Below are 23,650 nucleotides of genomic sequence, written 5' to 3'. Positions count from 1 at the left end.
CAACACTCGCAGAACTCATGCCGTTCAAGTAGGCAGTGACAGCCTTGATACGAAAATCTAAGTCGAATTTGACCATAATAAAACCCCCAGATTTGGATTGTTGTCCAAACTTGGGGGTTCACATCAACGCTTCTCTTTTTTCGTGGGGTGGCACGTTTGTGGCACATTCCATCAGAACATTATATAATACTGATTTAGCAAAGTGTCCTAAAGGGCGGTTTACACCGCGATTCTAAATTTCATTCGTTTGAGACGTTTATTTCCCGGGAAATACGGCCGCGTCCAACGCTTTTGACACGCGGCGGCAGGGCTTTGATGGTACACTTTGCTTGTTCCTGCGATGATGATGGCGAGAGGAGGGCGAGGCATGCAGATTGGCAAGCAGATTCAAGCGCATCGCCAGGACCTGGGCTTGACCCAGGATCAGCTGGCGGAGAAGCTGTACGTGTCGCGGCAGACCATCTCGAACTGGGAGAACGACCGCCACTACCCGGACATCGAGAACCTGCTTTTGCTGAGTGTGTTGTTTCACACCTCCCTCGACGACTTAGTCAAAGGAGATGTTTCGGCAATGAAGCAAAAAGTGTTCACCGCTCGCTCGACGCGGGATGTCAAGTGGATGCTGGGACTACTGGCGGCGGCCATCGTGTCGATGGGTCTGACCGCGTTCATGGGGGCTCCGTGGTGGTGGCTGGTTCCCGGCCTGCTCTGGGTGGCGGCGATGGTGCCGGCTACTCACCTGGAGATCCTCAAGCACAAAGCCGACGTGCGAACCTATCGGGAGATCATCGCCTACGAGCAAAACGGCGACATCGCGGCCCTGCGAGCCAGGCGCAGCAAGTGGCGCAACTTCTGGCAGACGACGCTGATCGTGGTGGTGTTTGGCGCCGTCGCCCTGGTGCTGGCGCTGATTGTGATGGTGCCGTTCATGCTCTGGGGCGGCCGGTGACCGGCGGCACCGACCCGGATGAACGCGTAGCGCGGTGGCGGCCAGGACCGGCTGCCGGAATCGGCGCTTGTCTCGAAGATTAGCGGCCGGCCCAAATTTGCGTTCACCTCGGCAGCGGCTGGGGTGAGCGCTTTTTGGTCGTGGCCCATGTGACGGAACTGTTCGTGCGTCGGCTTGGTCCTAGCCGTATACTAAAGCACGATAGCCCCTGGAATCTCCATCCCAAGGCGGATGCGGCAGGGACTTAACGTGTTATGCTATTCACAATGTGAACCGCCGCCGGCCGGACCGGTGGCGGCGCCACATCAACGCGCCGGGCCCGTCACGCGGGGCCGGCACAACGGAGGAGGAGTAATATGAGCACAGTTTTGACAGTCGACCACCTCGACAAATCGTTCGGCAGCAAGCAGGTTCTGCACGGTGTCGACTTTTTCGTTGAGGAAGGGCACGTGGCGGGGCTGGTCGGCCCCAACGGCGCGGGGAAAAGCACCATCATGAAGGCCATCTTAGGGCTGATTCCGGTCAACGGCGGTGGCGTCGAGATCGCCGGCCAACCGGTGTCCATCACCAGCCACCAGGCGCTGCGCAAGGTCGGGGCCTTGATCGAGTACCCGGGCATCTACCCGTTCTTGACCGGCCAGCAGCACCTCGAGCTGTTCGCCGACAAGCACAACAAGGCCGCCAATATCAAAGACATTGTCGACGCGCTGGGCATGGGGACCTACATCAACCGCAAGGCCAAGCTCTACTCGCTGGGCATGAAGCAAAAGCTTGGCATCGCCCAGGCGCTGGTCAACCAGCCCAAGCTGGTCATCCTAGACGAGCCGATGAACGGCCTGGATCCGCAGGCGGTCAAGGACCTGCGCGACATCATTCGCAAAATGGCGGCCAACGGCACCAGCTTCCTGATCTCCAGCCACATCCTGTCGGAGCTTGAGAAGGTCGCCGATGACGTCTTGATCCTCAACCACGGCCACATCGTGCGGGAAACCGGCATGGCCGAGCTCGCGCATGACGGTGGCGTGACCTACGAGATCACCACCGGCAACCTCGACCAGGCCAAGGCCGCCTTGGCCACGGCCAACGTTGCCTTCACGCAAAACGGTCAAAACGTGGTGATCAAGGACAACGAAGAAGAAGGCACCCTGAACCAGGCGCTTTACGCGCTGGTGCAGCACGGCGTGGCCATCACCGCCGTCGACCAGAAGACGCGCGACCTCGAGGCATCCTTCCTCGACATGGTCCAAAAAGACAAGAAGGAGGCTTAACCATGGGGACGTTGATCAAACAGGAATTTTACAAGCTTTTTCATAAAACCGGCACCTGGATCGCCATCGGCATCATGGTCGCCTTGCAGATTGTCTTCGCCATCGTCCGGATGGCCAACCCGGGCCTCTTCACGCTTGGCGACCTCGTATCCCTTGACTTTATGGGCGGCAGTCTGGTCATCATTTTGGCCGTCGCGGCCACCGCGAGTGTGGTTGCGCAGGAGTTCCAGTTCGGCACGATGAAGCAGCTCCTGTACCGCAAGTATTACCGCAGCCAGGTCTTCGTCAGCAAGGTGATCACCATGGTCTTGTACCTGTTCATCCTGCAGGCCATCGCCACGATTGTCACCGTGGTGCTGTCTGTGACCACCGGCAAGTACGACTGGCTCAAGGTGGTTGGCAAACACGCCAACTGGGAGACTTACGGCATCAGCGTGATCGGCTTCTTCCTGGTCAGCCTGCTGTTGCTGTCCGTCGTGCTGCTGCTCTCGACGCTGCTCAAGAGTAACGCCGCGGCTGTTTCTACCGGGATTGTCGGCTACTTCCTGATGAACATCGCCTCGGGCATTTTCATTGCACTGATCGATAAGTGGGAATTTCTCAAATGGAACCCGTTCACCTTCCTGATGGTCGGCAGCCAGGTAACTAATGAGACCTACAGCAAAATGACCCACCTTTCGACGCCGGTGATGATTGTCGGCTCGCTGGCCTACACGGCGCTGTTCACCGTGATCGCCTACCTGAGCTTCCGCAAGCGCAGTGTGTAAAAACCAGAGCGTAAGCCGGCGGGTTTAGCGGGTCGACTAGCCTAGCCCTGGCGTTGAGGCGGGTTATGCCTCGGCGTCAGGGCGTAGCTAGTCGCACCCGCGTTGCCGGGTGGAGCTCGACGAACCAGAGCGTAAGCCGGCGGGTTTAGCGGGACGGGTAGCCTAGCCGCCTCGACCGCGCATTCGGACGACACACCAAAACAACCGGTCCTCCTGAAGCGGGGGACCGGTTGTTTGCTGTCTCGTCAGCGTTTTGGACGGCGTCACTTGCCGAAGGTCACCGTTTGCGGTTGCACCGCGGTGGTCGCACCCCAGGCAATCAGCGGCCAGCGCAGGCTGAAGGTGACGTGGATCGCGGCGGTTTGGGGCGGCTCGGTGCCGGTCAAGATGAAGGTGCGGCCGCTGGCGCGAACCGTCAGCTCGCCGCCGCTGGTCGGCACGATGACGCCGGTGTAGGTGGTCAGGCCGCGGCCGGCACCCCAGAGCCCGAGCAACAGCGCCAGCGCAACGGCACCGCGCCAGACGCGACCGCGCGTGTTGGCCCGACGCGCGTCCAGGCTGAGGCCGACCAAGGTGGCAGCGGCGCCGATCAAAATCAGACCGCTGCCCCAACCGTTGGTCAGGCCGCCTAGGGCGAGGCCGTCGCCGGGCTCGTAATCCTGAATTGGAAAGGGAATCGGCAGCAGCAACACCGCGCCGAGGACAACGGCGCCGATGCCGATTGGCGCCAGGTAGCGCCAGTGATGGTGAGTTGCGGTCATGTGTCGTCGCTCCTTTGCCCGAAAGTAGTCGCTAGTCAGCTTTGACCGGCTTGCCCTGCCGCTGCAGCCGCTTTTGCCCCCAGTGGTACACTGCGCCGAACACCAGCGAGCCGGCCAGCACCAGCAGGTAGACCAAGACCAACCAGTGCAGCCCCGGCCGCACCAGCCCGACGCGCTGCAGGAGCCCGAGCGCCAGCGGATGAACCAAGTACACCGGCAGCGACACCGCGGCGAGAAAAGCGATGCCCCGCGGCAGCGGCCGGTTCCAGTAGGCCTTGGCCAGCGCGAACCAGCCGGTCGCTTGCAGCAGAATCCACAGCCCGAGGTTGGCCTGGAAGGCCTGATCGAGGTGACCGGCCGCACCCGACGCGACCTGGGTCAGCCAGATCATGCCCAGGGTGCCGACCAGCCCGGCCGCGGCAAGCACCCAGGTCTGAAGCCGCGAGAGCGTCGCGCGGTGCAGCGCGTAACCCAACACGAAGTAAAACACGTAGCTGCTAAGCGTCGGCACGTGGAACTGGGTCAAAAGCGCCAGCACCGGGCTGCCCGGCCGCAGGAACGGCTGGGCGGTGGCCGGTAGCACGGTGAACACCGCCGCAAGCGTCAGGGCCCAGCCCATCAGCCGCGGATTGGCCGTGATCGGCCGCAAAAGCGGCACCATCAGGTAGCAGCCGATCAAGGCGTAGAGGAACCAGAGGTGGAAGGGGCCGAGCAGCAGGGTGTGGGCGACTTGGGCCCAGTCGTGCGACCGCACCCACTCGGCGGCGGCATAGATGATGTTCCACGCGACCAGCATCAACACCAGCCGCAGCACGTTTTTGCGCAGCAGGCGAGCGAAGGCGACGGGGCGGTCGGGGTTGAGGAACAAGGCGCCGGAGATCATGATGAACAGCGGCACGGCGGCTCTGGTGCCGTTGTTCAAGGCGGCGGTCACCACCCAGTAGCTGCGAGCCGGGGGCCCAATCAAGAACTGCGAGGTGACGTGGGTCAACACGACCAGCAGGCAGCCGAGGGCCCGTAGCGCGTCGAAGTAGAAGATGCGGTGAGATTGTGGCATGTGATGAACCTTTCATTATCCGTGATTGTGGCGTCAATTCAGTTTACCCCAAAGATTCGTGGCTGTTAACTTGCCGGTTAGTTTCATATAATGGAAGTAGCCTAATCAAAGTGAGGAATGCCTGTGAGTGCCTATGTTTTTCCCCTCAAAATGGCGGCGCTGACCTTCCCGGTCATCGCGCTGCTCATCGCCTTGCCCTTCCTGCTCGGCCAGTACCGCCGCTATGGCAGCCTGATCGCCTGGCGAGCGGTCGTGGTCTACACCTTCATCTTCTACCTGCTGGCCGCTTACTTCCTGGTGATCCTGCCGCTGCCGGACCGCGCCAGCGTCGCGGCGTTGACCACGCCGCGCTACAGCCTGGTGCCGTTCCACGAGCTGGCCGAGTTCCTGGCGGCGACGCCGTTCGTGTGGAACCAGCCGGCGACTTGGCTGGCGACGGTGAAGGAATCGACGTTTTTCATGCCGCTGTTCAACGTCGCCTTGACGCTGCCCTTCGGCGTGTATCTGCGCTACTACTTCAAGCGGCCGGTGTGGCAGGTGGTGATTGCGAGCTTCACGCTGAGCCTGTTCTTCGAGCTGACCCAACTGTCCGGGCTGTACGGCTACTACCCGCGGCCGTACCGCCTGTTCGAAGTCGATGACCTGATCCTGAACACGCTCGGCGGGACGCTGGGTGGCCTGCTGGCGCCGACTCTGATGCGCGTCTTCCCGTCGCGCGACGAGATGGACCAAGCCGCCATCCAAAAAGGCCGGCGCGTGACCTGGACGCGGCGGCTGGTGGCGATGCTGATCGATAACCTGATCGTGGCCAGCCTGCTCGGGGCCCTGGCTCACCTGCTGCTGCAGCTGCTCGGGGTGTCTTCTGACCTCACCTTGTTCGGCAACGTCGCCGGCATGCTCTTGACCTTCGGCTTGGCGCCGCTTCTGATGAACGGCCAGACGCCGGGCAAACGGGCGGTGCGGATCCGCATCGTCCGGGCCGATGGCAGTCCCGCCAGCATCTGGCGGGTGTGGTGGCGCGAGTTTTTGCTGTACGGCGCCGCGTTCAACGTCATGCGAGCCTTCCAGTGGGTGTTCGAGCAGATTTTCAGCAAGTTCCACCGCACCGAAACCAACTTCATCCTGCTGGGGCTTTTGGCGATTCCCGTCGTGTTCTTGGTCGCCAACTTCCTCTGGGAGGTCGTGACCCGCGACAACCGCTACTTCTACGACGTCTGGGCCGACACGACCCAGATCAGCACGGTGCAAGACGCGACGTTGACCGACCCGGCCGCCCCGGACGGCACCACCACCGACGACGACCGGCCGGCGCCGCGGCCGCGGTGAAGCCGGGCGGCCCCCTTACCGCGTCTTTGTAAGCATGATATACTGTGGACGACAAAGGCGACGCTTCTGTGAAAAGCGTCGCCTCAGGCAGACCCGCGTCAGCGCGGTGGTGCCCCAAAATAGATTGCAAGCAGATAGCCGCTTTATCTTGGGAGAAAGACTTGGGCGGCTATTTGCTTACTCATTGCCGAAGTTTTCGGACGGCCGTTCTCGGTCTGTCGATTGCCTCGAGCAACCGGATGACCGCCTCAATCCAACGCGTTGTCGCGTTGGTGATTGGGGTCAATCGACTGAGAGCGGCGTAGGCCAAGGCACATGCCAGGACCACGAGCTCGCAGGTACGCCTTTCTAGCAGATTCCGACGACCAATGGGCTTTCACACCATGGACATCCCCTCTTTCTAGCGAGTACCACCGCGCCTTTCACCATGTCTGTAGGCAAAAGTGTCACAAATCGTGATACGACGTGCCGAGGGATATCGCGTGAGACTTTGATGTGAGATGTCTCACGCGGGGCTTTTTCCCTGCCCCAAATCCGCGCCCAAGTGCGTTACAATAGAGTTAAGTAACGCCCAAAAGGAGGCACACCATGGCAAACGCAACGCGCTACACGGTTGTTAACGCACAAGGGGAATTCCTGGAGGCCGACAGCCTGCTGCTGCTTGCCGCGTGGACCCCCGACATTCGCCGCACCTGGCTGACTTACAGCGAGCTGGAGGCGCGGCGCGTCGCCCACCAATCCGAGGGCCAGGCGGTGGCCGTGACCCTCACGCCGCTTCTGCCCGACGGCGAGGTCGTGTCGCACCGCGGCCTGCCGATTGCGGTGCAAAAGCAGGTGATCGCGATGCGCGAGCAGGGCATGTCCTACCGTGGCATCGCCCGGTTGCTCAACATCAGCAAGTCGACGGTCGGCAACATTGTCAGCCGCAAGTGACCACTCAGACCAACTCAGCGACCAGCCTCCGAACGCACAGCGGAGGCCGGTCGCTTTTTGCGTCCGGTGCGGTGGTCAAAACGCACCAGCGCGAGTGGCGTTGGCTCGCGGCGGCGGTGCGGCCGAGCCGATTATTTGCCCACAATTAGCTTCTCTGCGATAATGTTGGCATGAGGAGGTGCTTATGGTGAGACCCATGCACTTTGAATCGACAACCTTCGGCGCGTTGCTCACCGCGTCGGCTGGCGGCCTGAACGCCTACTCGTACCTGGAACACGGCGGCGTTTTTGCCGGGCTGCAAACCGGGAACCTGATCATGCTCGGAGCCCGGGCCGGCCAGCACGACTGGGTGCGGCTGCCGCGCTACCTAATTGCCCTGGCCGCTTTTGCCACCGGCACACTGATTATCCGGCTGCTGCAGCGCCACCCCGAGCTGACCACGCGCCGCGGCGGCCGGCGGCGCCTGGTGCTGGCCTATGTGCTGGCGCTGCTTTTGGTCGTGTGTGTGATCGGGCCGGTGATCGGCGACACGCTGGCGGTGGTCGGCCTGTCGTTGGCGGCCGCGGCCCTGCTTCAGGAGTTTCGCCAGCTCAACGGGGCGCCGTTCACGCCGCTGATGATGACCGGCAACGTCCGGGTTTTGGCGGAAAGCGCGTTGGACGGCTGGGTGTTCGGCGACGCGGCCGCCCGCATTCTGGCTCGCCGCACCGCCGCATTGATGGCCAGCTTCGCGCTGGGTGCGGCCGGCGTCGCGGCGCTGGTGGCCGTCGATGCGCGGTTGGCGCTTGGCCTGCCGGCGCTGTTCATCTTGATCGCCGGCGTGGCCGAGGACGGCCAACCGCGCCCAGCCGTGGCGTGAGCGACCGCCGCCGATTTAGTGAATCGAATACCAAACAGCGCCTGTCCGGATTGGGCAGGCGCTGTTTGATTGGGTTGATGCGTCTGGTTCACGCCGTTTTGGGTCGTCGGGCTCTCCCCGGCAACGCGGGAGCGGCTAGCTACGCTGCGGCGCTTGGAGCCAAGTGCAGGCCCCAAGCACCACAGCTAGGCTACCCGTCCCGCTACACCCGCCGGACTCTGCCCTGGTTCGTCGGGCTCCACCGCGCAACGCGAACGCGATTAGCTAGGACCGGCACTCGAAGCAAGGATCGCTTCAAGCGCCAGTCCTGCGCTACTCGGTTCGCTAAATACGCGCGACTCCGCCCTGGTTACTTTAGCACCCAGTGGTCTTTTGCCACCGGGGTTAGCGTGGCGTCTGGGGCCGGGGTGCCGCTGGTGTCTGGAATCAGGATTTTTTGGTGCTCGTAGATTGGGTCGGCGTGGGGGACCGCCGACAGCAGCGACTTGGTGTAAGGGTGGCGCGGGTCGGTGTAGACGGCGGCCGTGGCGCCGGCCTCGACGATGCGGCCGTGCGACATCACCAGCACCCGATCGCAGAGGTACCGCACCATCGACAGGTCATGCGCGATGAACAGGTAGGTCAGGTGGCGGTCGCGCTGAATCTGCCGCAGCAGGTTGACAATCTGCGCCTGAATCGAGACGTCAAGCGCCGAGATCGGCTCGTCCAGCACCAGGAACTCGGGCTGCACCGCCAGGGCCCGGGCGATGCCGATGCGCTGGCGCTGGCCGCCTGAGAACTCGTGGGGGAACCGGTTGGCGGCGTCAGGCGGCAGCCCGACCTGGGCCAAAAGCGCCTGAACCTGGTCGCGGCGTTCGGTCGCGCTGTTGGCCAGGCGGAAGTTTTCGATGCCCTCGCCGATCGCGTCGCCGACTTTTTGCCGCGGGTCCAGGCTTGAGAAGGGGTCTTGGAAAATCAGCTGGACCTGGCGGCGAAAGGCGCGGCGGTCGAAGCCGCGACTTCCCAGCGCCTGGCCGCGGTAGGTGACGGTGCCGCTCGTGATCGGGCCGATGCCGGCGATGGCGCGACCGGTGGTGCTTTTGCCCGAGCCCGACTCGCCGACCAGGCCGACGGTGGTGCCGGCGGCGATGGCGAAGCTCACCCGGTCGACGGCGGTCAGGGCCCGGCGGTTTTTCCTGAAAATAACACTGAGGTCTTGGACTTCAACTAACGGTTCAGGCATGGCTGGCCTCCTTCATAATCGCGGCGTAACGGGCCCAGCGGCGCTGGATGCTTGCCGGCGGCTGGTAAGGCGGGGTGCGGGGGTCGAGCAGCCACGACCGCACCCGGTGGGTCGGCGTGACGGCAAAGACCGGCGGCGCCTGCTGGTAATCGATCGCCAACGCCTGGGGGTTGCGCGGGGCGAACGGGTCGCCGACCGGAAGCTGATGCATGTCCGGCGGGGTGCCGGGCAGCGTGAAGAGCTCGCTTTGGTCCGCTGTGTCGTCCGGCACGGCGTCGAGCAGCCCCCAGGTGTAGGGGTGCTGCGGGTGGTAGAAAATCTCGGTGGCGGTGCCGACCTCGACAATCTGGCCGGCATACATGATGGCGACGCGGTCGGCGATGTTGGCGACCACGCCCAGGTCGTGGGTGATGAACACGACGCTGAGGTCGCGCTTGGCTTTTTGCGCCTGAATCAGCGCCAGCACCTGCGCCTGCAGGGTGACGTCCAGCGCCGTGGTCGGCTCGTCGGCGATCAAAACGCGCGGCTGGGCGATCAGCGCCTGGGCGATCATCACGCGCTGGCGCTGGCCGCCCGACAGCTCGTGCGGGTACTTGCTGGCGACCATGGCCGGGTCGGGCAGCTCGACGTCGGCGATCGCGTCAAGCACGGCCTGGCGCAGTGCGGTCCGACTCGGGTGGTGCCAGACGGTCAGCGCCTCGCCAATCTGGCGGCCGATGCGCATGGTCGGGTTCAGGGCACTCAAGGGGTCTTGGAAAATCAGGGACGCCAGCCGACCGCGAACTCCGGCGAAGTCCCGCGGCGTCGCGTGGGTCAAGTCGACGTCGGCCAGGCGCATGGCGTCGGTCGTGACGGTCGCGTCCTTGCCCAACAGGCCGAGCAGCGCGTGGGTCGTGACGGACTTGCCGGAGCCGGATTCGCCGACAATCGCCAGCGTCTCGCCTTGGTGGACGGTCAGGTCGACCCCGTTGACGGCGTGGAGAATGCCGTGGTCTTCTTGGAACTGAACGTGCAGGTTTTGAATCTCAATGATGTCTGACATGGTGTCCTCCAATTAAAAAGCGGCCGCGCCTTCGCTGTGGGACGGGTCAACCAGCCGGTGGCACAGGGTGGTTGACCCAGCGTTCGCCCCAGCTTGCCGGCGATGCCAAGCCGCACCCGGCTACAGCAACGTGTCCAAGGCGGCGCCGATGGCGATCGCCACGGCGAGCCCGGCGATCAGCCCCAGCGGTTGCGGGGTTGCCCGGCGATAGGCGGCACCGAGCCGGCCCGGCCGCAGGGGCGAGACCAGCAGGCGGCCGGCCAGCGCCAAGGCGGCCAGCCCGGCCACGCCCCAGCTCAGGCTGTGGCCGGTCCAAAGCACGGCCAGGGCCAGCGGGTAGCGGGTCAGGTTCCAGGCCAAGGCGGCCAGGGCAATGGCCAGCCCCAGGCCGAGCAAGGCGCTGCGGCGGCGCTTGAGCTGCCGCTGCGGCAGGGTTGCGCGTGGCGTTTTGGCGTGAGTCACTGGCATGCGCTCACCCCCTGAACTTCGGGTCGAGGGCGTCGCGCAGCCCGTCGCCCAGGATGTTGAAGGCCAAGACGATGACGACCAGAATCGCCACCGGGATGTACAGCTGGCTGGGCGACTGCAGCATCTGGTTTTGCCCGTCCGAGATCAACAGGCCCAGGCTGGTGTTCGGCGCCTGGATGCCCAGGCCCAGGAAGCTCAGCCCAGCCTCGGCGAAAATGTTGCCGGGGATGCTTTGGCCGATGTCCAGAATCAGGATGCTCATCATGTTCGGCACCAGGTGTCTGGCCATGATTTTGTACAGCGGGGTGTCAAGCATCACCGCGGCGGTGACGTAATCAGCCTGGCGCAGCTGCAACACCAGCCCCCGGGCCTGCCGCGCCGCCCCCGACCAGCTGGTGATGGCCAAAGCGAACAGCATCGTGGAGACGCCGTTGCCCAGCACGATCATGATGATCATGGTGACCAAAAGCCCCGGCAGCGAGTTGAAAATCTCGATAATGCGCATCAAAAGCTCATCGACCCAGCCGCCGAAGAAGCTCATCACCATGCCGTAGATGGTGCCAAAGCCGATGGCCAAAAACGTGGCGACCAGCCCGACGGCCAACGAGACCCGGACGCCCAGGCAGGTGCGAACGAACAGGTCGCGGCCCAGGTGGTCGGTGCCGAACCAATGCGCGGCACTCGGCGCCGCATTGCGCAGGTTGACGTGAATCGTGTAGGGGCTGGCGCCTGACACCAGCGGCCCGATCAAGGCGACGAGAACCAGCGCTAGCAAAATGACCAGCCAGACCATGGCCAGGCGGTCCTTGAGCAGCTTATGCCCCGCGGCCTGCCAGAACCCGATGCTTTTGGGCGGTTGCGCAGCTGGCGCAGCCGCATCGGGTCGGCGTGACACGAAGCGAAAGGCGGAATTATCCATGGTGACCTCCAATAATTGTTGTGCGAGCGTGATGGTGCGTGGTGACGCCGGCTAAACGGGCTCCTTCGAGCAACGCGGGAGCGGCTAGCGACGCCGCGTCACTCGAGACCAAGCCCGGGTCTCAAGCACCACGGCTAGGCTACCCGTCCCGCTAAGGACGCTCGGTTCCGCCCTCTAGTCCTGATACAGTTTGATTCTTGGATCCACCGCCATGTACAGCAGGTCGGTGAGAAACAGAGTGACGATGTACAAGGCCGCCAGCAGCACGGTTTCACCCATCACAATCGGCACGTCGCGGTTGGTCAGCGCCTGAACGAAGTACTGACCGACGCCGGAAATGACGAAAATGCTTTCGACGAATACCGAACCGGTGATGCCGAACGCGACCGTGACCGGCAGGCTGGTGACAATCGGAATCGCGGCGTTGCGAATCACGTGGTGAAGCACAATCCGCGGCTCGGACAGCCCCTTGGCCCGAGCGGTCAGCACGTAATCGGCCGACAGCACGTCGAGCATCGAGTTTTTCAGCAGCCGGGCGTAAGCGGCGATGTAGCCAAGCCCCCCGGCGATGGTCGGCAAAATGGTGTAGGACCAGCCGCCCCACCAAAGCTGCGCCCCTTCCGGCCAGCCGATGATGGGGAACCACCCGAGTTTGCCGCCGAAGTAGCTTTGCAACAGCAGCGCGATGATCAGGCTGGGCACGGACATCAGAAGCAAGACGGCCACCGTGATCAGCCGGTCGACCCAGGTGTTTTTGAACACCGCGGCCAACACGCCGAGGAGAAGCCCCAGGGGGATGCCGATCAGCATCTCCTGTAGCCCCAGCCTAGCACTCGGCGGCAGCTTCTCGGCCAACACGCGGCTCATGGTCTCGCTGGGGTCGACGATCGATGTGCCGAAGTCGCCGTGCAGCATCTTGACCATGGTCAGGCCGTACCGCTCGAGCACCGGCTTGTCCAGCCCGGTGTTTGCGTAGACCTGCCGCCGCGTCGCCGCCGGCAGCCGGTCGGTTTGCGCCGACAGCGCGTCGCCCGGCACCGCCGCCAGCAGGAAAAAGGTGGCGCTGGCGATGAGAAACAGTGAGACGAACAACTCAACGAGCCGCCTCAAAATGATTTTGAACATGACTTTCTCCTTGTGGTGGCGAGGATGCCGATTGACGTTGCGAGACCGCGTATGTGGTCTGTCGCAAAGTGGTGGCCGGGCCAACTGCAATCTAAACATGTGATTTGGTCGGCGATACGCTCGGTCAAGTTTCACACTGGTCGTGGGTCGATTACACAAGTACCTGACGGCCAGCACAACCATTATGTAGCGGCCGCAGGGCCCCGGGCCACCTCGGACCGTGAAAGGATTGGCGGCCCGAGTGACCCGCGGTTTTTGCGGGGCATTCGCGCGGCCAATCCCGGCAAAAGCTGAGACAAGCACGGGGCCGTAGGCAACGGCTTGGCTCAGCTTTTAGGCCGGAGCCGTGCGGAGGCCGGCCGCACAGTTCGAGGTGGCCCGGGGCCCGGAGGCCGCGGCCTTAAACGGGTTCCACCGAGCAACGCGGGAGCGGCTAGCTACGCCGCGTCACTCGGGACCAAGTTCGGGTCCCAAGCGCCACGGCTAGGCTACCCGTCCCGCTAAACCCGCCGCAGCTCACCCTCTCGATGCATAGACATAGTCCAGATCCGGCCCGAAGGTTGGGGTCTGGATGCCCTTGATGTCCTTGGCGACATAGTAGCGGTTTTGGTCGGAAATCAGCGGGGCGACGCCGTAGTCCTTGGTCAACAGCAGCGTCTCCAGGCGCTTGTAGATGGCCAGGCGCGACTTGGTGTCGGCCACCGGCGCCAGCGTCGCGTAGAGCTTGTCGTAGGCGGGGTCGTTGTAGCCGCCGAAGAACTGCTGGAAGCCGCCGGTGGAGACCCACAGGTTCAGGAAGGTCGACGGATCGTCGTAGTCGCCGTTCCAGCCGTTGGTCAGCAGGTCGTACTTGTTGCCGTTACGCGCGGCGATGAAGGACGCGGAATCCGGGGCGACCACGGCCTTGACGGTAATGCCAAGCGACTTTTTGTAGGTCTGGGCCAGAAAGCTTGAGGTGTCCTCGTCGCCGGCCATGGTCAGGTAGGTCAGCTTGACTTTGGCCAGGTCGGTCGACTGGCCGAGCTCCTTGAGGCCGGCCTTGAAAAGCGCCTGGAGCTTGGCGTTCGTGTTGTACTTGGCCAAAGCCGGGCGTAGCAGGTCGCCGGCGTAGTCGTGGTAGTTGCGGGTGCCAACGGAGATCGAGGCCGGCACGAAGCTGTAGACCGCCTTGCTCTGGCCGTTGGCGACGGCCTTGTTGTAGGCCTCGCGGTTGATGGCCAAAGACAGCGCCTGGCGGATTTTGGCGTTGGTCATCAGCTTGGACAGGCCGCCGTTGTGCTGGTTGAAGGCCAAGAAGGAGGTGTTGCCGCTGGCTTGCGTCGATTTGATCAGCTTGGCGCTTGAGGACAGCTTGTCAAAATCGGCGGCCTGGGCCCCGCTGGCCTTCACGAAGTCCAGCTGCCCGGATTGCAGAAGCGACAAGACGGTCGCGTCCTTGGCGGTGGTGGTGATGTTGACCTTGGTGAAGCTGACCTTCTTGGCGTTCCAGAACTTCGGGTTTTTGGCTAAGACGATCTTGCCGTTCTTCTTCCAGGACTGGATGGTGTAGGCGCCGTTGGAGACCTGGTCTTGCCAATCGGTCTTCCAGGCCTTGGTGCCGCCGGCTTGCTTAATCAGGTCCAGCCGCACGGGGTAGAAGACGACGCTTGCGAGCTTCTTGAGGAAGTACGGGGTCTTGTTGGCAAGCGTCAGCTGCAGGGTGTGGGCATCAAGCGCCTTGGCGCCGACCTGCGCCGCGGTACCCTTGCCGGTGTTGAAGGCCTCGGCGCCTTTGATGTCGTAGGCCATGGAGGCGTAGGCGAACGCGTTTTTGGGGGTCAGCTCGCGGATGATGGAGTCGACGAACTGCTGGGCGGTCACCGCCTTGCCGTCGCTCCACTTGGCCGAACGCAGCTTGAATGTGTAGGTCAGGCCGTCCTTGGAGACGGTGTAGGACTTGGCCTGGGCCAGCTGCAGCCCATCGTGGCCGTTCTTGGAGGTGATGCGAAATAGCCCTTCTTGGGTGGCGTTCAGCACGTCGAACTCGTTGGCGTTACGCACGTCGTTGACGTCGACGGTGGTGGGATCGGAGGCCTGCACCAAGTTCAGCGTGGCCGTGGTGGCCGCGCTTTTCTTGCCGCCGCAAGCGCTGAGCAGAAGCGTTAAGGCGGCGGCGGTCAGGGTGATGCCAAGTGTTGTTTTCTTCATAATCAATTCTCTCCTTGGGTGGCGTCGCACGGGGCGGCCAAGCCGGTGCGACGCGGTGCAATCGCCTTGCGTCTGCAGTCGCGCGGCGGTCGATTGGATACAAAAAGGCGGTGTGACAAGAATCGCTTCTCGTCACACCGCCAGTCGTTGCGCTCACAAAATTAGGGTCAGACCGTGACCGGTCGCCGGTGAGCATGCACTACGGGTACGTGAAAGAAGCCGTTATGAAAGTCATAACAGCAACACATATCCATGCACATGCTCAGCGTAACCTGGGCCATGGTAATCCCTCCCTTGCGAACTTGAGTCAAGCCTACTGCATGATATTTTTCCTGTCAACCTTAAAAACTGATTTCAATTCGATGGCAGCCGCCATAAATTTCAAAGAAAGCCGGCTTGGCCCTTGCGATCGCTGCCAATCCCCGCCGGCCAAGGCGCCGATCGCCGTCTCAGCGAATGAGAGCGGGATTTAATTGCCACCAATGTCAGCTTAGCTAACATTATCACTCGACCCGCCCGAGCATTATGGGTATGCTCGTTCTTGTGCCGTCGCGATCGCGGCGGTCACCCAACAAAACAAGGAAAGTGGTGTAGGTGATGAGACGCAAGCTATGGGTGCCGGTGTTGGCGCTGTTGCTATCGATTTGGACATGGGGGAAGCCCCATGAACAGCAGGTGCAGGCAGCCGAACAGACCTACACCATCGGGACGGATGTGACCTTCGCCCCCTTCGAATTCGCAGACAAGAACAACCAGTACGTCGGCATCGACATCGACTTGCTCAACGCGATCGGCAAGGTCGAGGGGTTCAAGGTGCAATGGAAAATCCTGGGCTTCAACGCGGCGGTTCAGGCGCTTGAGGCCAAGCAGGTCGACGGCGTGATGGCGGGGATGAGCATCACCCCCGAGCGGCAGCAGAAGTTTGCGATGTCCGACCCGTACTACCAGTCGGGCATCGCAATGGCCGTCGGCAAAACCAGCAAGGTCTCGGGCCTGGCCGGCTTACGCGGTAAGCGGGTGGCGGTCAAAACCGGTACGGAATCGGCGGCCTTTGCGACGGCTCACGCCAAGCGGTACGGCTTTTCCGTCGTCACCTTCGACGACTCCAACAACGTTTACCAAGACGTGACCTCCGGCAACTCGCAGGCTTGCTTCGAGGACTTCCCGGTGATGCAGTACGGCATCGCCCAGGGCGTCGCGTTGCGGGTGGTTAACTCAAAGCCATACGCGGCCAACAACTACGGCATCGCGGTGCAAAAGGCCAAGCCACAGCTGGTCGCCAAAATCAACGCCGGTCTCAAGAAGCTGCGAGCGTCGGGCGACTACGCCAAGATCGTGGCCAAGTACGTCGGCGACGGCTCGCAAAAGTCGCAGTCGGCGGCGACCAAGAAGACTCAGGAAACCGACCGCAGCTTCTGGGGCCTGTTGGAAGCCAACCGCCAGACGCTGTTGGCCGGGCTGGCGCAGACGCTGGAGCTGACCGTGGTCGGCATCCTCTGCGCCACCGTGGTCGGCATCTTGGTCGGGCTGCTCGGCGTGATTCCCAACCGCATCGCCCAAGGGGTCGCATCGACTTTCATATACGTGTTTCGCGGCCTGCCGATGATCGTGCTGGCGCTGTTCATCTACACCGGGGTGCCGGGGCTGATCGGCTTCAAGATTCCGGCCTTCGTCGCCGGCATCATCACCCTGACGCTCAACGAAGGGGCCTACACGGCGGCCTTCGTCAAGGGCGGCATCGCGGCGGTCGACCGCGGCCAGATGGAGGCGGCGCGAAGCCTCGGCTTGCCTTGGGGCAAGGCGATGCGGCGCGTGATTTTACCGCAGGGCATCCGCATCATGATTCCAAGCTTCGTCAACCAGTTCATCATCACGCTCAAGGACACCTCGATCCTGTCGGTGCTGGGGCTCTTGGAGCTGACCCAAACCGGTAAAATCATCATCGCCCGGAACATGGAGGGCTTCAAGATCTGGACGATTGTCGCCTTGATCTACCTGATTCTAATTACCCTGTTGACCTGGCTGTCCAACTACATCCAAAAGAAGGTGCGATAATGACCAAGACCCGAATCGAAATGAAGGACGTTCACAAGCGCTACGGTCACAACGAGGTGATTAAGGGCGTCAACCTGGCGGTGCAAGACAACGAGGTCGTCGTGCTGATCGGCGCCTCCGGAGCGGGGAAAAGCACGGTGCTGCGGATGATGAACGGCCTGGAAACCACCAGCGCCGGCGAGATCTTGATCGACGGGGTCGACATCGCCAAGCCCCACGTCAACATCGACCAGGTGCGAACTAAAATCGGCATGGTGTTCCAGCACTTCAACCTGTTTCCCAACCTCACCGTGCTGGGCAACATCACGCTGGCGCCGGTCGAGCTTGGCCTGATGACCAAGGACGCGGCCGCCAAAGAGGGCCGGCGCCTGCTGGACGTGGTCGGCCTGGCCGACAAGGCGGATGCACGGCCGGCCAAGCTTTCGGGCGGCCAAAAGCAGCGCGTCGCCATCGCCCGGGCCCTGGCGATGAAGCCAGACATCATGCTGTTCGACGAGCCGACCTCGGCGCTGGATCCGGAGATGGTCGGCGATGTTCTGGCTGTCATGCGCCGTTTGGCCACGCAGGGCATGACCATGGTGATCGTGACCCACGAAATGGGCTTTGCCAAGGAGGTCGCCGACCGCGTCGTCTTCTTCGGCGACGGTCAGATCATGGAGCAAGGGACCCCGGATCAGATCTTCAACCACCCGCAGTGCCCAAGACTGCAGAGCTTCCTGGAAAAGGTGCTGGAGGCGTAATCGCGCCCAAAAAGGCGGCCACGCGTGACGTGTGGCCGCCTTTTTGGTGTGGTCGCGTGAGTTAAGGTGACACTAACTTGCCGGTTGACCCGACCGCGGCAGTACAACCGGCAGTGAAGCGACGGCCGGCCGCGGAACGACCGGAAGCGGCCACGAACGGCCAAGACCCTGTGCGACACCGGCGACCCGCACGGCTGCACGGGGTTACTCACACAAAGTTAGCGTAGGCGAACTTGCTAAAATGCCAGATTACGGGCGTTTCGGCGTGAAGGAGACGCCGAAAACGTAAAAAATCGCCTCACAGTGAAATTTAATTAAGCGTGGCAAACTTTTTTCGGCGCCTGGTGTGATGGTAAAGCGAGCGGAAAAAGCGCGGTTAATGCCCGGATTTGCGCCCGTCACGGCGACGAAAAGCGTTTTTTCTTGTGCCCAACCCGGTTACTTGGGATCACCGACTCAACAAAGCGGCCGCTCAGTCAATGATTCGCAACCTGGTGGCGCCTTCATCACGTCTATACCACTATCGATTGGCGCAATCGGTCACGCGTTTTTATTGTTGCGTCGCGGCCCCTTGAATCCGTGAGTTAGCCACGCCTTAAAAAATCCTTTAAATCCGGAAACGACCGCCGTATACTGATTTTGGAATTATTGGGAAGTTGATTGTGACGCCGCGAATGCGGCAGCCGAACCCGTACTGGCTCGGCAGAAAGGAAGGGCAGCATGGCAGAAGAAACACGCAAGCACAAACTGATCGAGTACGCGAACGGGCCGTCTCTGGAGGAGATTAACGGCACGGTCGAGGTCCCCAAGGGCAAGGGGTTTTGGCGAACCTTATTCGCCTACTCCGGTCCCGGCGCCTTGGTCGCGGTGGGGTACATGGATCCCGGTAACTGGTCGACCAGCATCACCGGTGGTCAGAACTTCGGCTACCTGTTGATGAGCATCATCCTGATTTCGAGCCTGATTGCGATGCTGCTACAGAATATGGCGGCCAAGCTCGGCATCGTCACCCGCATGGACCTGGCCCAGGCGATTCGCGCCCGAACCAGCAAGACCCTTGGCATCATTCTTTGGATCATGACCGAGTTTGCCATCATGGCCACCGACATCGCCGAGGTCATCGGTGCGGCGATTGCCTTGTACCTGCTGTTCAAGATTCCCTTGGTCATTGCGGTGTTCCTGACCGTTTTGGACGTCTTGATCCTGCTGCTTTTGACCAAAATCGGCTTCCGCAAAATCGAGGCGATCGTGGTCTGCCTGATTCTGGTGATTCTGTTGGTCTTCGCCTACCAGGTCGCCTTGTCCGACCCGCAGTGGGGGCAGGTGATCCTCGGGCTGGTGCCTAGCGCCAAGTCCGTCGCCACCAGCCCAACCGTCGCCGGCATGACGCCTTTGAGCGGGGCCTTGGGCATCATCGGCGCCACCGTGATGCCGCACAACCTGTACCTGCACTCCGCCATTTCGCAGACGCGCAAGCTCAACCACGACGACGAAGACGAAATCGCCACGGCGGTTCGCTTCTCGCAGTGGGATTCCAACATTCAGCTCACCTTTGCCTTCGTGGTCAACGCGCTGTTGCTGATCATGGGCGTTGCGGTGTTCAAGTCCGGCGCCGTCAAGGATCCGTCCTTCTTCGGCCTGTACGAAGCGCTGTCCAACACGTCGACGCTGAGCAACGGTGTGTTGATCGCCGTCGCCAAGTCCGGCATCCTGTCCATCCTGTTCGCCGTCGCCTTGCTCGCCTCGGGTCAAAACTCCACCATCACCGGCACCCTGACCGGGCAGGTGATCATGGAGGGCTTCGTTCACATGCGGATGCCGCTATGGGCCCGGCGCCTGGTCACCCGGCTGATTTCCGTGATCCCGGTGCTGGTCTGCGTCGCGATGACCAGCGGCCTGAACAAGGTTGACCAGCACGAGGCCCTGAACACCCTGATGAACAACTCGCAGGTGTTTTTGGCCTTCGCCCTGCCGTTTTCGATGCTGCCGCTTCTGATGCTGACCGATAGTTCGGCTGAAATGGGGGCCCGGTTCAAGAACTCGATGTGGGTCAAGGTCTGCGGCTGGATTTCCGTAATCGGCCTGACCTTCCTGAACATGCTGAACCTGCCGAAGTCCTTCGCCGACTTCCTGGGTGACGGCGCCTCGGCCGATGCGGTCTTGATGGCTCACATCGCGGCCTACGTGGCGATCGCGGCGATTCTGGCGCTTCTGGTCTGGTGCGTTCTTGACTTGCGCCGCGGCAATCAGCGGTTGGCCGACCACGTCGCCGCGGCAAAGTTGCACGAGGCAACCGCCACTCGCGATAATTAAGTTGATAAGGCAGACAATTCTTAGGGAGGCACAACTATGGCTGAAGATTATACCAAAATTCTGGTCGGGGTCGACGACTCGGCGGATGCGCTGGCGGCTTTTCGCTACGCCATTCACCGCGCCAAGGCCGACTCGGCGGAGCTCATCATCACAAGCATCCTGGAATCCGGTGAGATGAACGTCTACCAGGCGCTGAGCAAGGATTACGTTCACGGCGAACGCGCCGAGCTTGAGGCTCACCTGGACGGCTACGTCAAGCTGGCACAAAAGGCTGGCATCGCTAAGGTTCGCGCGATCATCGGCGAAGGCGACGCCGGCGAGACCATCATCAAGACGATCATTCCAGAGGTTCAGCCCGACCTCTTGATCATCGGCGCCGAGTCCAAGAAAGGGTTGGCGCGGCACTTCGGCAGCCAGGCCGCCTACATGGCCAAGTATGCCGACATCTCAGTGCTGATTGTGCGGGAGTGAGGCGCGGTGACGACGAGTGAAGACCGCGGGGCAACCAACCCCAAAACGCGCCTGCTGACGCTGGCGCGGCACCTGTTTGCCACGCAAGGCTTTCAGGCGACCACCACGCGGCAGCTGAACCTCGGCAGCCGCGAAAGCCCGGGGCTGTTGTACTATTACTTCCCGGGTGGCAAACGGGCGGTGCTCGACGCGATCATCGCCGCCGGTGCCGACTGGCCGCCGTTGCCGGTTTGGCGGCTGGGCAGGCCGGCTGACGCGGCGGCGTTTGAGGCAAGGCTTTTGGCCGGCATGGCCGAATGGTGGCAGGTGCTGGCGACCCCCGCGGTCGCCGAGACCCTGCTGATCCTGATTCGCGAGCGGCCGCTTTTGACCGCAGCGCAGGTGAGCTGGTGCCGCGAACGCGAGGCTCAGGCCGCAAGCGGCGTGGCCCAAGCCCTGGCGGCGATGCGCGGTCCCTTGGCGGTGTCCGAAGCAGAGGCCGCGGCCTTGGCCCCGGTGATTCGCGGCCTGTATCAAAAAACGGTGCTCGAGGAGCTGCTGATTGCCGGCAGGCCGCACGGCGTGATTGACCTGGCCGCGGCCGTGCAACCCGGGCTGCACCTGTTGACCACGCGCATGGGCCGAGCAGCCGCCGTGCCGACCCGCTGACCCTCAAGGCCACGATTCCGTTGCGAATCGTGGCCTTTTTGTAGCCGCCGGATGTGGTAGAATCGTGGTGCGACTCGCCGCGATGCAGGCGACCGACCGGCGTGGCGGCTGACTTCGGCGATGGCGCCGGCGACTCATTGGCCCAGCAACGATTGCGGTGAAGCCAACGACTCAGGTCACCGCGGCTTCAACAAGCTCGCAGTGGTGACCCACGGCGACCTAGCTAACGGCGAACTGGGCAACGCTCACTGCTGGGCCCCGCTTCCGGCGCCGCTCGCCGGCGGCGCATGATTGGCTGGTGCAGCCATTCCTTGCCCAGCCGGACCAGGGCCTCGGGATAGTCCAGCATGAACGGCTCGTACACGAGTGGTTGCCGCGGCCGGGCGGCGCTTGCCATCCGGGTGACGTAGCGGGGTTCTGGCAGCACCAAGAGCGGCCTCAATCGGCTTTGCAGGGTCGCCAGGCGCCTTTCCGCGGCGAAGCTGCGACCGGCGGCGGCCCAAGCTTCGATCAGGGCGTCGCCGGAGCCGAGTGGGGCGACGTACAAAAGCTGGATGCGGCCGCCGACCAACGCCGTGTCGTCACACCGCACGTCGGCCTGGATGAAGGTGGGGGTGAAGCCGACGCGCAGCGCGTTGGGGGCGGAGACGAAGGGGCGGGTGACGGGTTCGCCGGTCCGGGTGAGACCGGTGGTGGTATACAGTGTCAGGCGATTGAACACGCCTTGCAGCTCGCAGCGGTTGTCCATGTGCATCTCTCCTCATCAGTTCGAATATTTAGAAAGCGTTTACATCTAACGACAATAAAAAACGCCGCACAGCTGGCGGGAGGATCGAATGAAGAAGCAGGCAGTGATTTTTGACCTAGACGGGGTGCTGATCGACAGCGAGCCGCTGTACTTTCGGTGGCGGCAAAAGCAGTTCAGAGAAACCGGCGTGACGCCGGCGCATTTTTCGCTGGCGGAGACGGCGGGGGTGGCCGACGATGCCTTTTGGCAACAGGCCTTTCCGACTGATGCGGCGCTGCGGCAGCGGCAACGCGCGATGTTCGAGGCGGCGGTCGCGGCGCAGCCCGTGCCGTTCCCAAGCATCCTGAAGTCCGGGGTGGCCGAGGCCCTGGCGTGGCTGCACGACCACGGCTTCCAGCTGGCGCTGGCCTCGGCCGGGGCGATGCCGGACCTGCGGCGCTTCGTCGCCGAGTGCGACCTGCGCTTCGACCGGATCATCAGTGGCGTCGACCTGCCGGCCAACAAGCCGGACCCCTTGATCTACCGGACCGCGATTGACGCGCTGGGGCTGCCAACCAAAGCCTGCTTGGCCATCGAGGACAGCGCGGTCGGCATCGCCGCGGCCAAGGGTGCCGACCTTGAGACCTGGGCGGTGCGGCCGACCGGCTACGTGCTGGACCAACGCGCCGCCGACCGGGTGATCGCAGGCGTCTTTGAGCTGCCACGTCTATTGGGCGAAGGCGGCGAGTAGGCGGCCGCCTCGTGACTACAATACTGGAAAATTCCGGCGCCGGCAATTTTTAAGCTCGCGTTGGCTGCGTTGGTCGGGGCTGATCGGTTAGCCCAGGTGCTGGTGCTTGGCGCAGGGCAGCTGATTGGCTGGCGTCAACAGCTCCGTCGTCGCCAGGACGAAGGCATTGACCTGGCGGCGTAGCACTCGGGCATCGGGTGGTGTCGGCTGAACCGCCAGCTGCTGCAGGGCCTGGTAGATGGGCAGCGCTAGGTACTTGGCGGCCACGTCGGCGTCGCCCAGCTGCACGTGGCGCAGCGTCAGCTCGTGCTGGATGCCGGTCGCCACCTTGCGCAGCGCTGTCTGGCGAAAGCTGATTTCCGGCGCCTGGATGGTTTTGAGTTGCTCGGCCTTGGCAATCAGCGCCTGGTACTCGGCCGGTCGCTCCAGCAGCAGGTCCAAAAGCTCGCCATGCTCAAAACGCGTCAGGATTAGCTCCGCCAACTGGTCGAGCACGGTGTTGATTACCGCCTCGGCCAGCGCGTACTTGTCCTGGTAGTGGTGATAAAACGTGGTCTGGCCGACCTCGGCTCGGGCTGACAAGGCGAGGACCGTGATTGAGTCGAACGACTGGGTCTCCAGCAGTGCATAGAAGGCTTCGGTCAACGCCCGTTCCGTTTTCATCACGCGCAGGTCATGGTGAGTTCCCATCGGTGATCTCCTTTCGCTCGGTCAGCCAGTTCCGTTGCTAACACACGGTAACAGTGTAACGTATTCTGTTTTCCGAGTTGGGAAGGGCAGCCGGCCAACTTAGCGCGGCTGGCCAAAACGGGCCAATCGTTCCGAAATGTCCACCAAAATAAATCTGCGCTTGCATATACTGGGGCTGTTTGACCCGCGGCCGCGGCTCCACAGCGCGATTGCGGGGACCCGGCTTGATTTAATCAGTCGGGTCGCTCACGGCTTGCAGCGGAGTTCGCGCGTTCTGCTTGGCCGCGACAACGCCCCCATGTTACCGCGGCTTCCCCAGCAGTGTGCAACCGCCCGTACCACCACTGCCAGGCCCAGCCCCTGGTGCGATTC

General features: G+C 62.7%; 22 protein-coding genes. 12 read left to right on the top strand and 10 right to left on the bottom strand.

Features of this window, described 5'->3' with window-relative positions:
* Positions 1 to 367: 367 nt before the first annotated feature.
* The 3 genes from ACYVRZ_RS09330 (at position 368) to ACYVRZ_RS09320 (ending at position 2,984) form a co-directional block, all read left to right on the top strand.
* Entirely contained in the window at positions 368 to 949 is a 582-nt protein-coding gene (locus tag ACYVRZ_RS09330) for a helix-turn-helix transcriptional regulator (RefSeq protein WP_461226344.1), read from the top strand.
* Between the two features lie 356 nt (positions 950 to 1,305).
* Complete coding sequence (locus ACYVRZ_RS09325; protein WP_461226343.1) at positions 1,306 to 2,217, top strand: ABC transporter ATP-binding protein; 912 nt, start codon at positions 1,306 to 1,308, stop codon at positions 2,215 to 2,217.
* Positions 2,218 to 2,219: 2 nt separating this feature from the next.
* Positions 2,220 to 2,984, top strand: a complete 765-nt coding sequence (locus ACYVRZ_RS09320) for an ABC transporter permease subunit (RefSeq protein ID WP_461226342.1) — start codon at positions 2,220 to 2,222, stop codon at positions 2,982 to 2,984.
* 263 nt (positions 2,985 to 3,247) lie between these two features.
* Here ACYVRZ_RS09320 and ACYVRZ_RS09315 read toward each other — a convergent pair whose 3' ends face one another.
* Positions 3,248 to 3,745, bottom strand: coding sequence for a hypothetical protein (locus ACYVRZ_RS09315; RefSeq protein WP_461226341.1), 498 nt, complete (start codon positions 3,743 to 3,745; stop codon positions 3,248 to 3,250).
* 31 nt (positions 3,746 to 3,776) lie between these two features.
* Complete coding sequence (locus ACYVRZ_RS09310) at positions 3,777 to 4,802, bottom strand: acyltransferase (RefSeq protein ID WP_461226340.1); 1,026 nt, start codon at positions 4,800 to 4,802, stop codon at positions 3,777 to 3,779.
* A gap of 123 nt (positions 4,803 to 4,925) precedes the next feature.
* On the opposite strand from ACYVRZ_RS09310, the gene ACYVRZ_RS09305 reads away from it, so the two are divergent.
* The 3 genes from ACYVRZ_RS09305 to ACYVRZ_RS09295 all read left to right on the top strand — a co-directional run bounded on the left by ACYVRZ_RS09305 (position 4,926) and on the right by ACYVRZ_RS09295 (position 7,920).
* Complete coding sequence (locus tag ACYVRZ_RS09305) at positions 4,926 to 6,128, top strand: VanZ family protein (RefSeq protein ID WP_461226339.1); 1,203 nt, start codon at positions 4,926 to 4,928, stop codon at positions 6,126 to 6,128.
* A gap of 588 nt (positions 6,129 to 6,716) precedes the next feature.
* Positions 6,717 to 7,061 (top strand): helix-turn-helix domain-containing protein, encoded by a 345-nt coding sequence (locus tag ACYVRZ_RS09300; RefSeq protein ID WP_461226338.1) that lies wholly within the window; start codon positions 6,717 to 6,719, stop codon positions 7,059 to 7,061.
* 184 nt (positions 7,062 to 7,245) lie between these two features.
* A complete protein-coding gene (locus tag ACYVRZ_RS09295) occupies positions 7,246 to 7,920 on the top strand; it encodes a YoaK family protein (RefSeq protein ID WP_461226337.1) in 675 nt (224 codons plus the stop codon).
* A 349-nt stretch (positions 7,921 to 8,269) separates the two neighbouring features.
* On the opposite strand, the gene ACYVRZ_RS09290 is transcribed toward ACYVRZ_RS09295, so the two are convergent.
* The 6 genes from ACYVRZ_RS09290 to ACYVRZ_RS09265 form a co-directional block, all read right to left on the bottom strand.
* Positions 8,270 to 9,142: an ATP-binding cassette domain-containing protein gene (locus ACYVRZ_RS09290; RefSeq protein WP_461226336.1), complete on the bottom strand. Its 873-nt coding sequence runs from the start codon at positions 9,140 to 9,142 to the stop codon at positions 8,270 to 8,272.
* Entirely contained in the window at positions 9,135 to 10,184 is a 1,050-nt protein-coding gene (locus ACYVRZ_RS09285; protein ID WP_461226335.1) for an ABC transporter ATP-binding protein, read from the bottom strand. The genes ACYVRZ_RS09290 and ACYVRZ_RS09285 overlap by 8 nt, the downstream gene beginning before the upstream one ends.
* A gap of 120 nt (positions 10,185 to 10,304) precedes the next feature.
* Complete coding sequence (locus ACYVRZ_RS09280; RefSeq protein WP_461226334.1) at positions 10,305 to 10,652, bottom strand: hypothetical protein; 348 nt, start codon at positions 10,650 to 10,652, stop codon at positions 10,305 to 10,307.
* Positions 10,653 to 10,656: 4 nt separating this feature from the next.
* On the bottom strand, positions 10,657 to 11,571 hold the full coding sequence (locus tag ACYVRZ_RS09275) for an ABC transporter permease (protein ID WP_461226333.1): 915 nt from the start codon (positions 11,569 to 11,571) through the stop codon (positions 10,657 to 10,659).
* A gap of 174 nt (positions 11,572 to 11,745) precedes the next feature.
* The gene (locus tag ACYVRZ_RS09270) at positions 11,746 to 12,696 is read right to left on the bottom strand and encodes an ABC transporter permease (protein ID WP_461226332.1); all 951 of its coding nucleotides are present in this window, start codon (positions 12,694 to 12,696) and stop codon (positions 11,746 to 11,748) included.
* Positions 12,697 to 13,212: 516 nt separating this feature from the next.
* A complete protein-coding gene (locus ACYVRZ_RS09265; RefSeq protein ID WP_461226349.1) occupies positions 13,213 to 14,886 on the bottom strand; it encodes a peptide ABC transporter substrate-binding protein in 1,674 nt (557 codons plus the stop codon).
* A 594-nt stretch (positions 14,887 to 15,480) separates the two neighbouring features.
* On the opposite strand from ACYVRZ_RS09265, the gene ACYVRZ_RS09260 reads away from it, so the two are divergent.
* From ACYVRZ_RS09260 to ACYVRZ_RS09240, 5 genes are all read left to right on the top strand, one after another.
* The gene (locus ACYVRZ_RS09260) at positions 15,481 to 16,938 is read left to right on the top strand and encodes an ABC transporter substrate-binding protein/permease (RefSeq protein ID WP_461226331.1); all 1,458 of its coding nucleotides are present in this window, start codon (positions 15,481 to 15,483) and stop codon (positions 16,936 to 16,938) included.
* Positions 16,938 to 17,678, top strand: a complete 741-nt coding sequence (locus ACYVRZ_RS09255; RefSeq protein WP_461226330.1) for an amino acid ABC transporter ATP-binding protein — start codon at positions 16,938 to 16,940, stop codon at positions 17,676 to 17,678. The genes ACYVRZ_RS09260 and ACYVRZ_RS09255 overlap by 1 nt, the downstream gene beginning before the upstream one ends.
* Before the next feature lie 720 nt (positions 17,679 to 18,398).
* The gene (locus ACYVRZ_RS09250) at positions 18,399 to 19,991 is read left to right on the top strand and encodes an Nramp family divalent metal transporter (RefSeq protein ID WP_461226329.1); all 1,593 of its coding nucleotides are present in this window, start codon (positions 18,399 to 18,401) and stop codon (positions 19,989 to 19,991) included.
* Positions 19,992 to 20,027: 36 nt separating this feature from the next.
* Positions 20,028 to 20,462, top strand: coding sequence for a universal stress protein (locus ACYVRZ_RS09245; RefSeq protein ID WP_461226328.1), 435 nt, complete (start codon positions 20,028 to 20,030; stop codon positions 20,460 to 20,462).
* A 6-nt stretch (positions 20,463 to 20,468) separates the two neighbouring features.
* On the top strand, positions 20,469 to 21,110 hold the full coding sequence (locus tag ACYVRZ_RS09240) for a TetR/AcrR family transcriptional regulator (protein WP_461226327.1): 642 nt from the start codon (positions 20,469 to 20,471) through the stop codon (positions 21,108 to 21,110).
* 223 nt (positions 21,111 to 21,333) lie between these two features.
* Here ACYVRZ_RS09240 and ACYVRZ_RS09235 read toward each other — a convergent pair whose 3' ends face one another.
* Entirely contained in the window at positions 21,334 to 21,858 is a 525-nt protein-coding gene (locus ACYVRZ_RS09235; protein WP_461226326.1) for a hypothetical protein, read from the bottom strand.
* A gap of 88 nt (positions 21,859 to 21,946) precedes the next feature.
* On the opposite strand from ACYVRZ_RS09235, the gene ACYVRZ_RS09230 reads away from it, so the two are divergent.
* On the top strand, positions 21,947 to 22,588 hold the full coding sequence (locus ACYVRZ_RS09230) for an HAD family hydrolase (RefSeq protein WP_461226325.1): 642 nt from the start codon (positions 21,947 to 21,949) through the stop codon (positions 22,586 to 22,588).
* An 87-nt stretch (positions 22,589 to 22,675) separates the two neighbouring features.
* Here the strand turns inward: ACYVRZ_RS09230 and ACYVRZ_RS09225 are convergent, their stop codons facing one another.
* Positions 22,676 to 23,278: a TetR/AcrR family transcriptional regulator gene (locus tag ACYVRZ_RS09225; protein ID WP_461226324.1), complete on the bottom strand. Its 603-nt coding sequence runs from the start codon at positions 23,276 to 23,278 to the stop codon at positions 22,676 to 22,678.
* Positions 23,279 to 23,650: the final 372 nt, after the last annotated feature.

The organism is Lacticaseibacillus suihuaensis (assembly GCF_054785075.1).
This window is presented reverse-complemented; position numbering and strand designations above follow the sequence as displayed.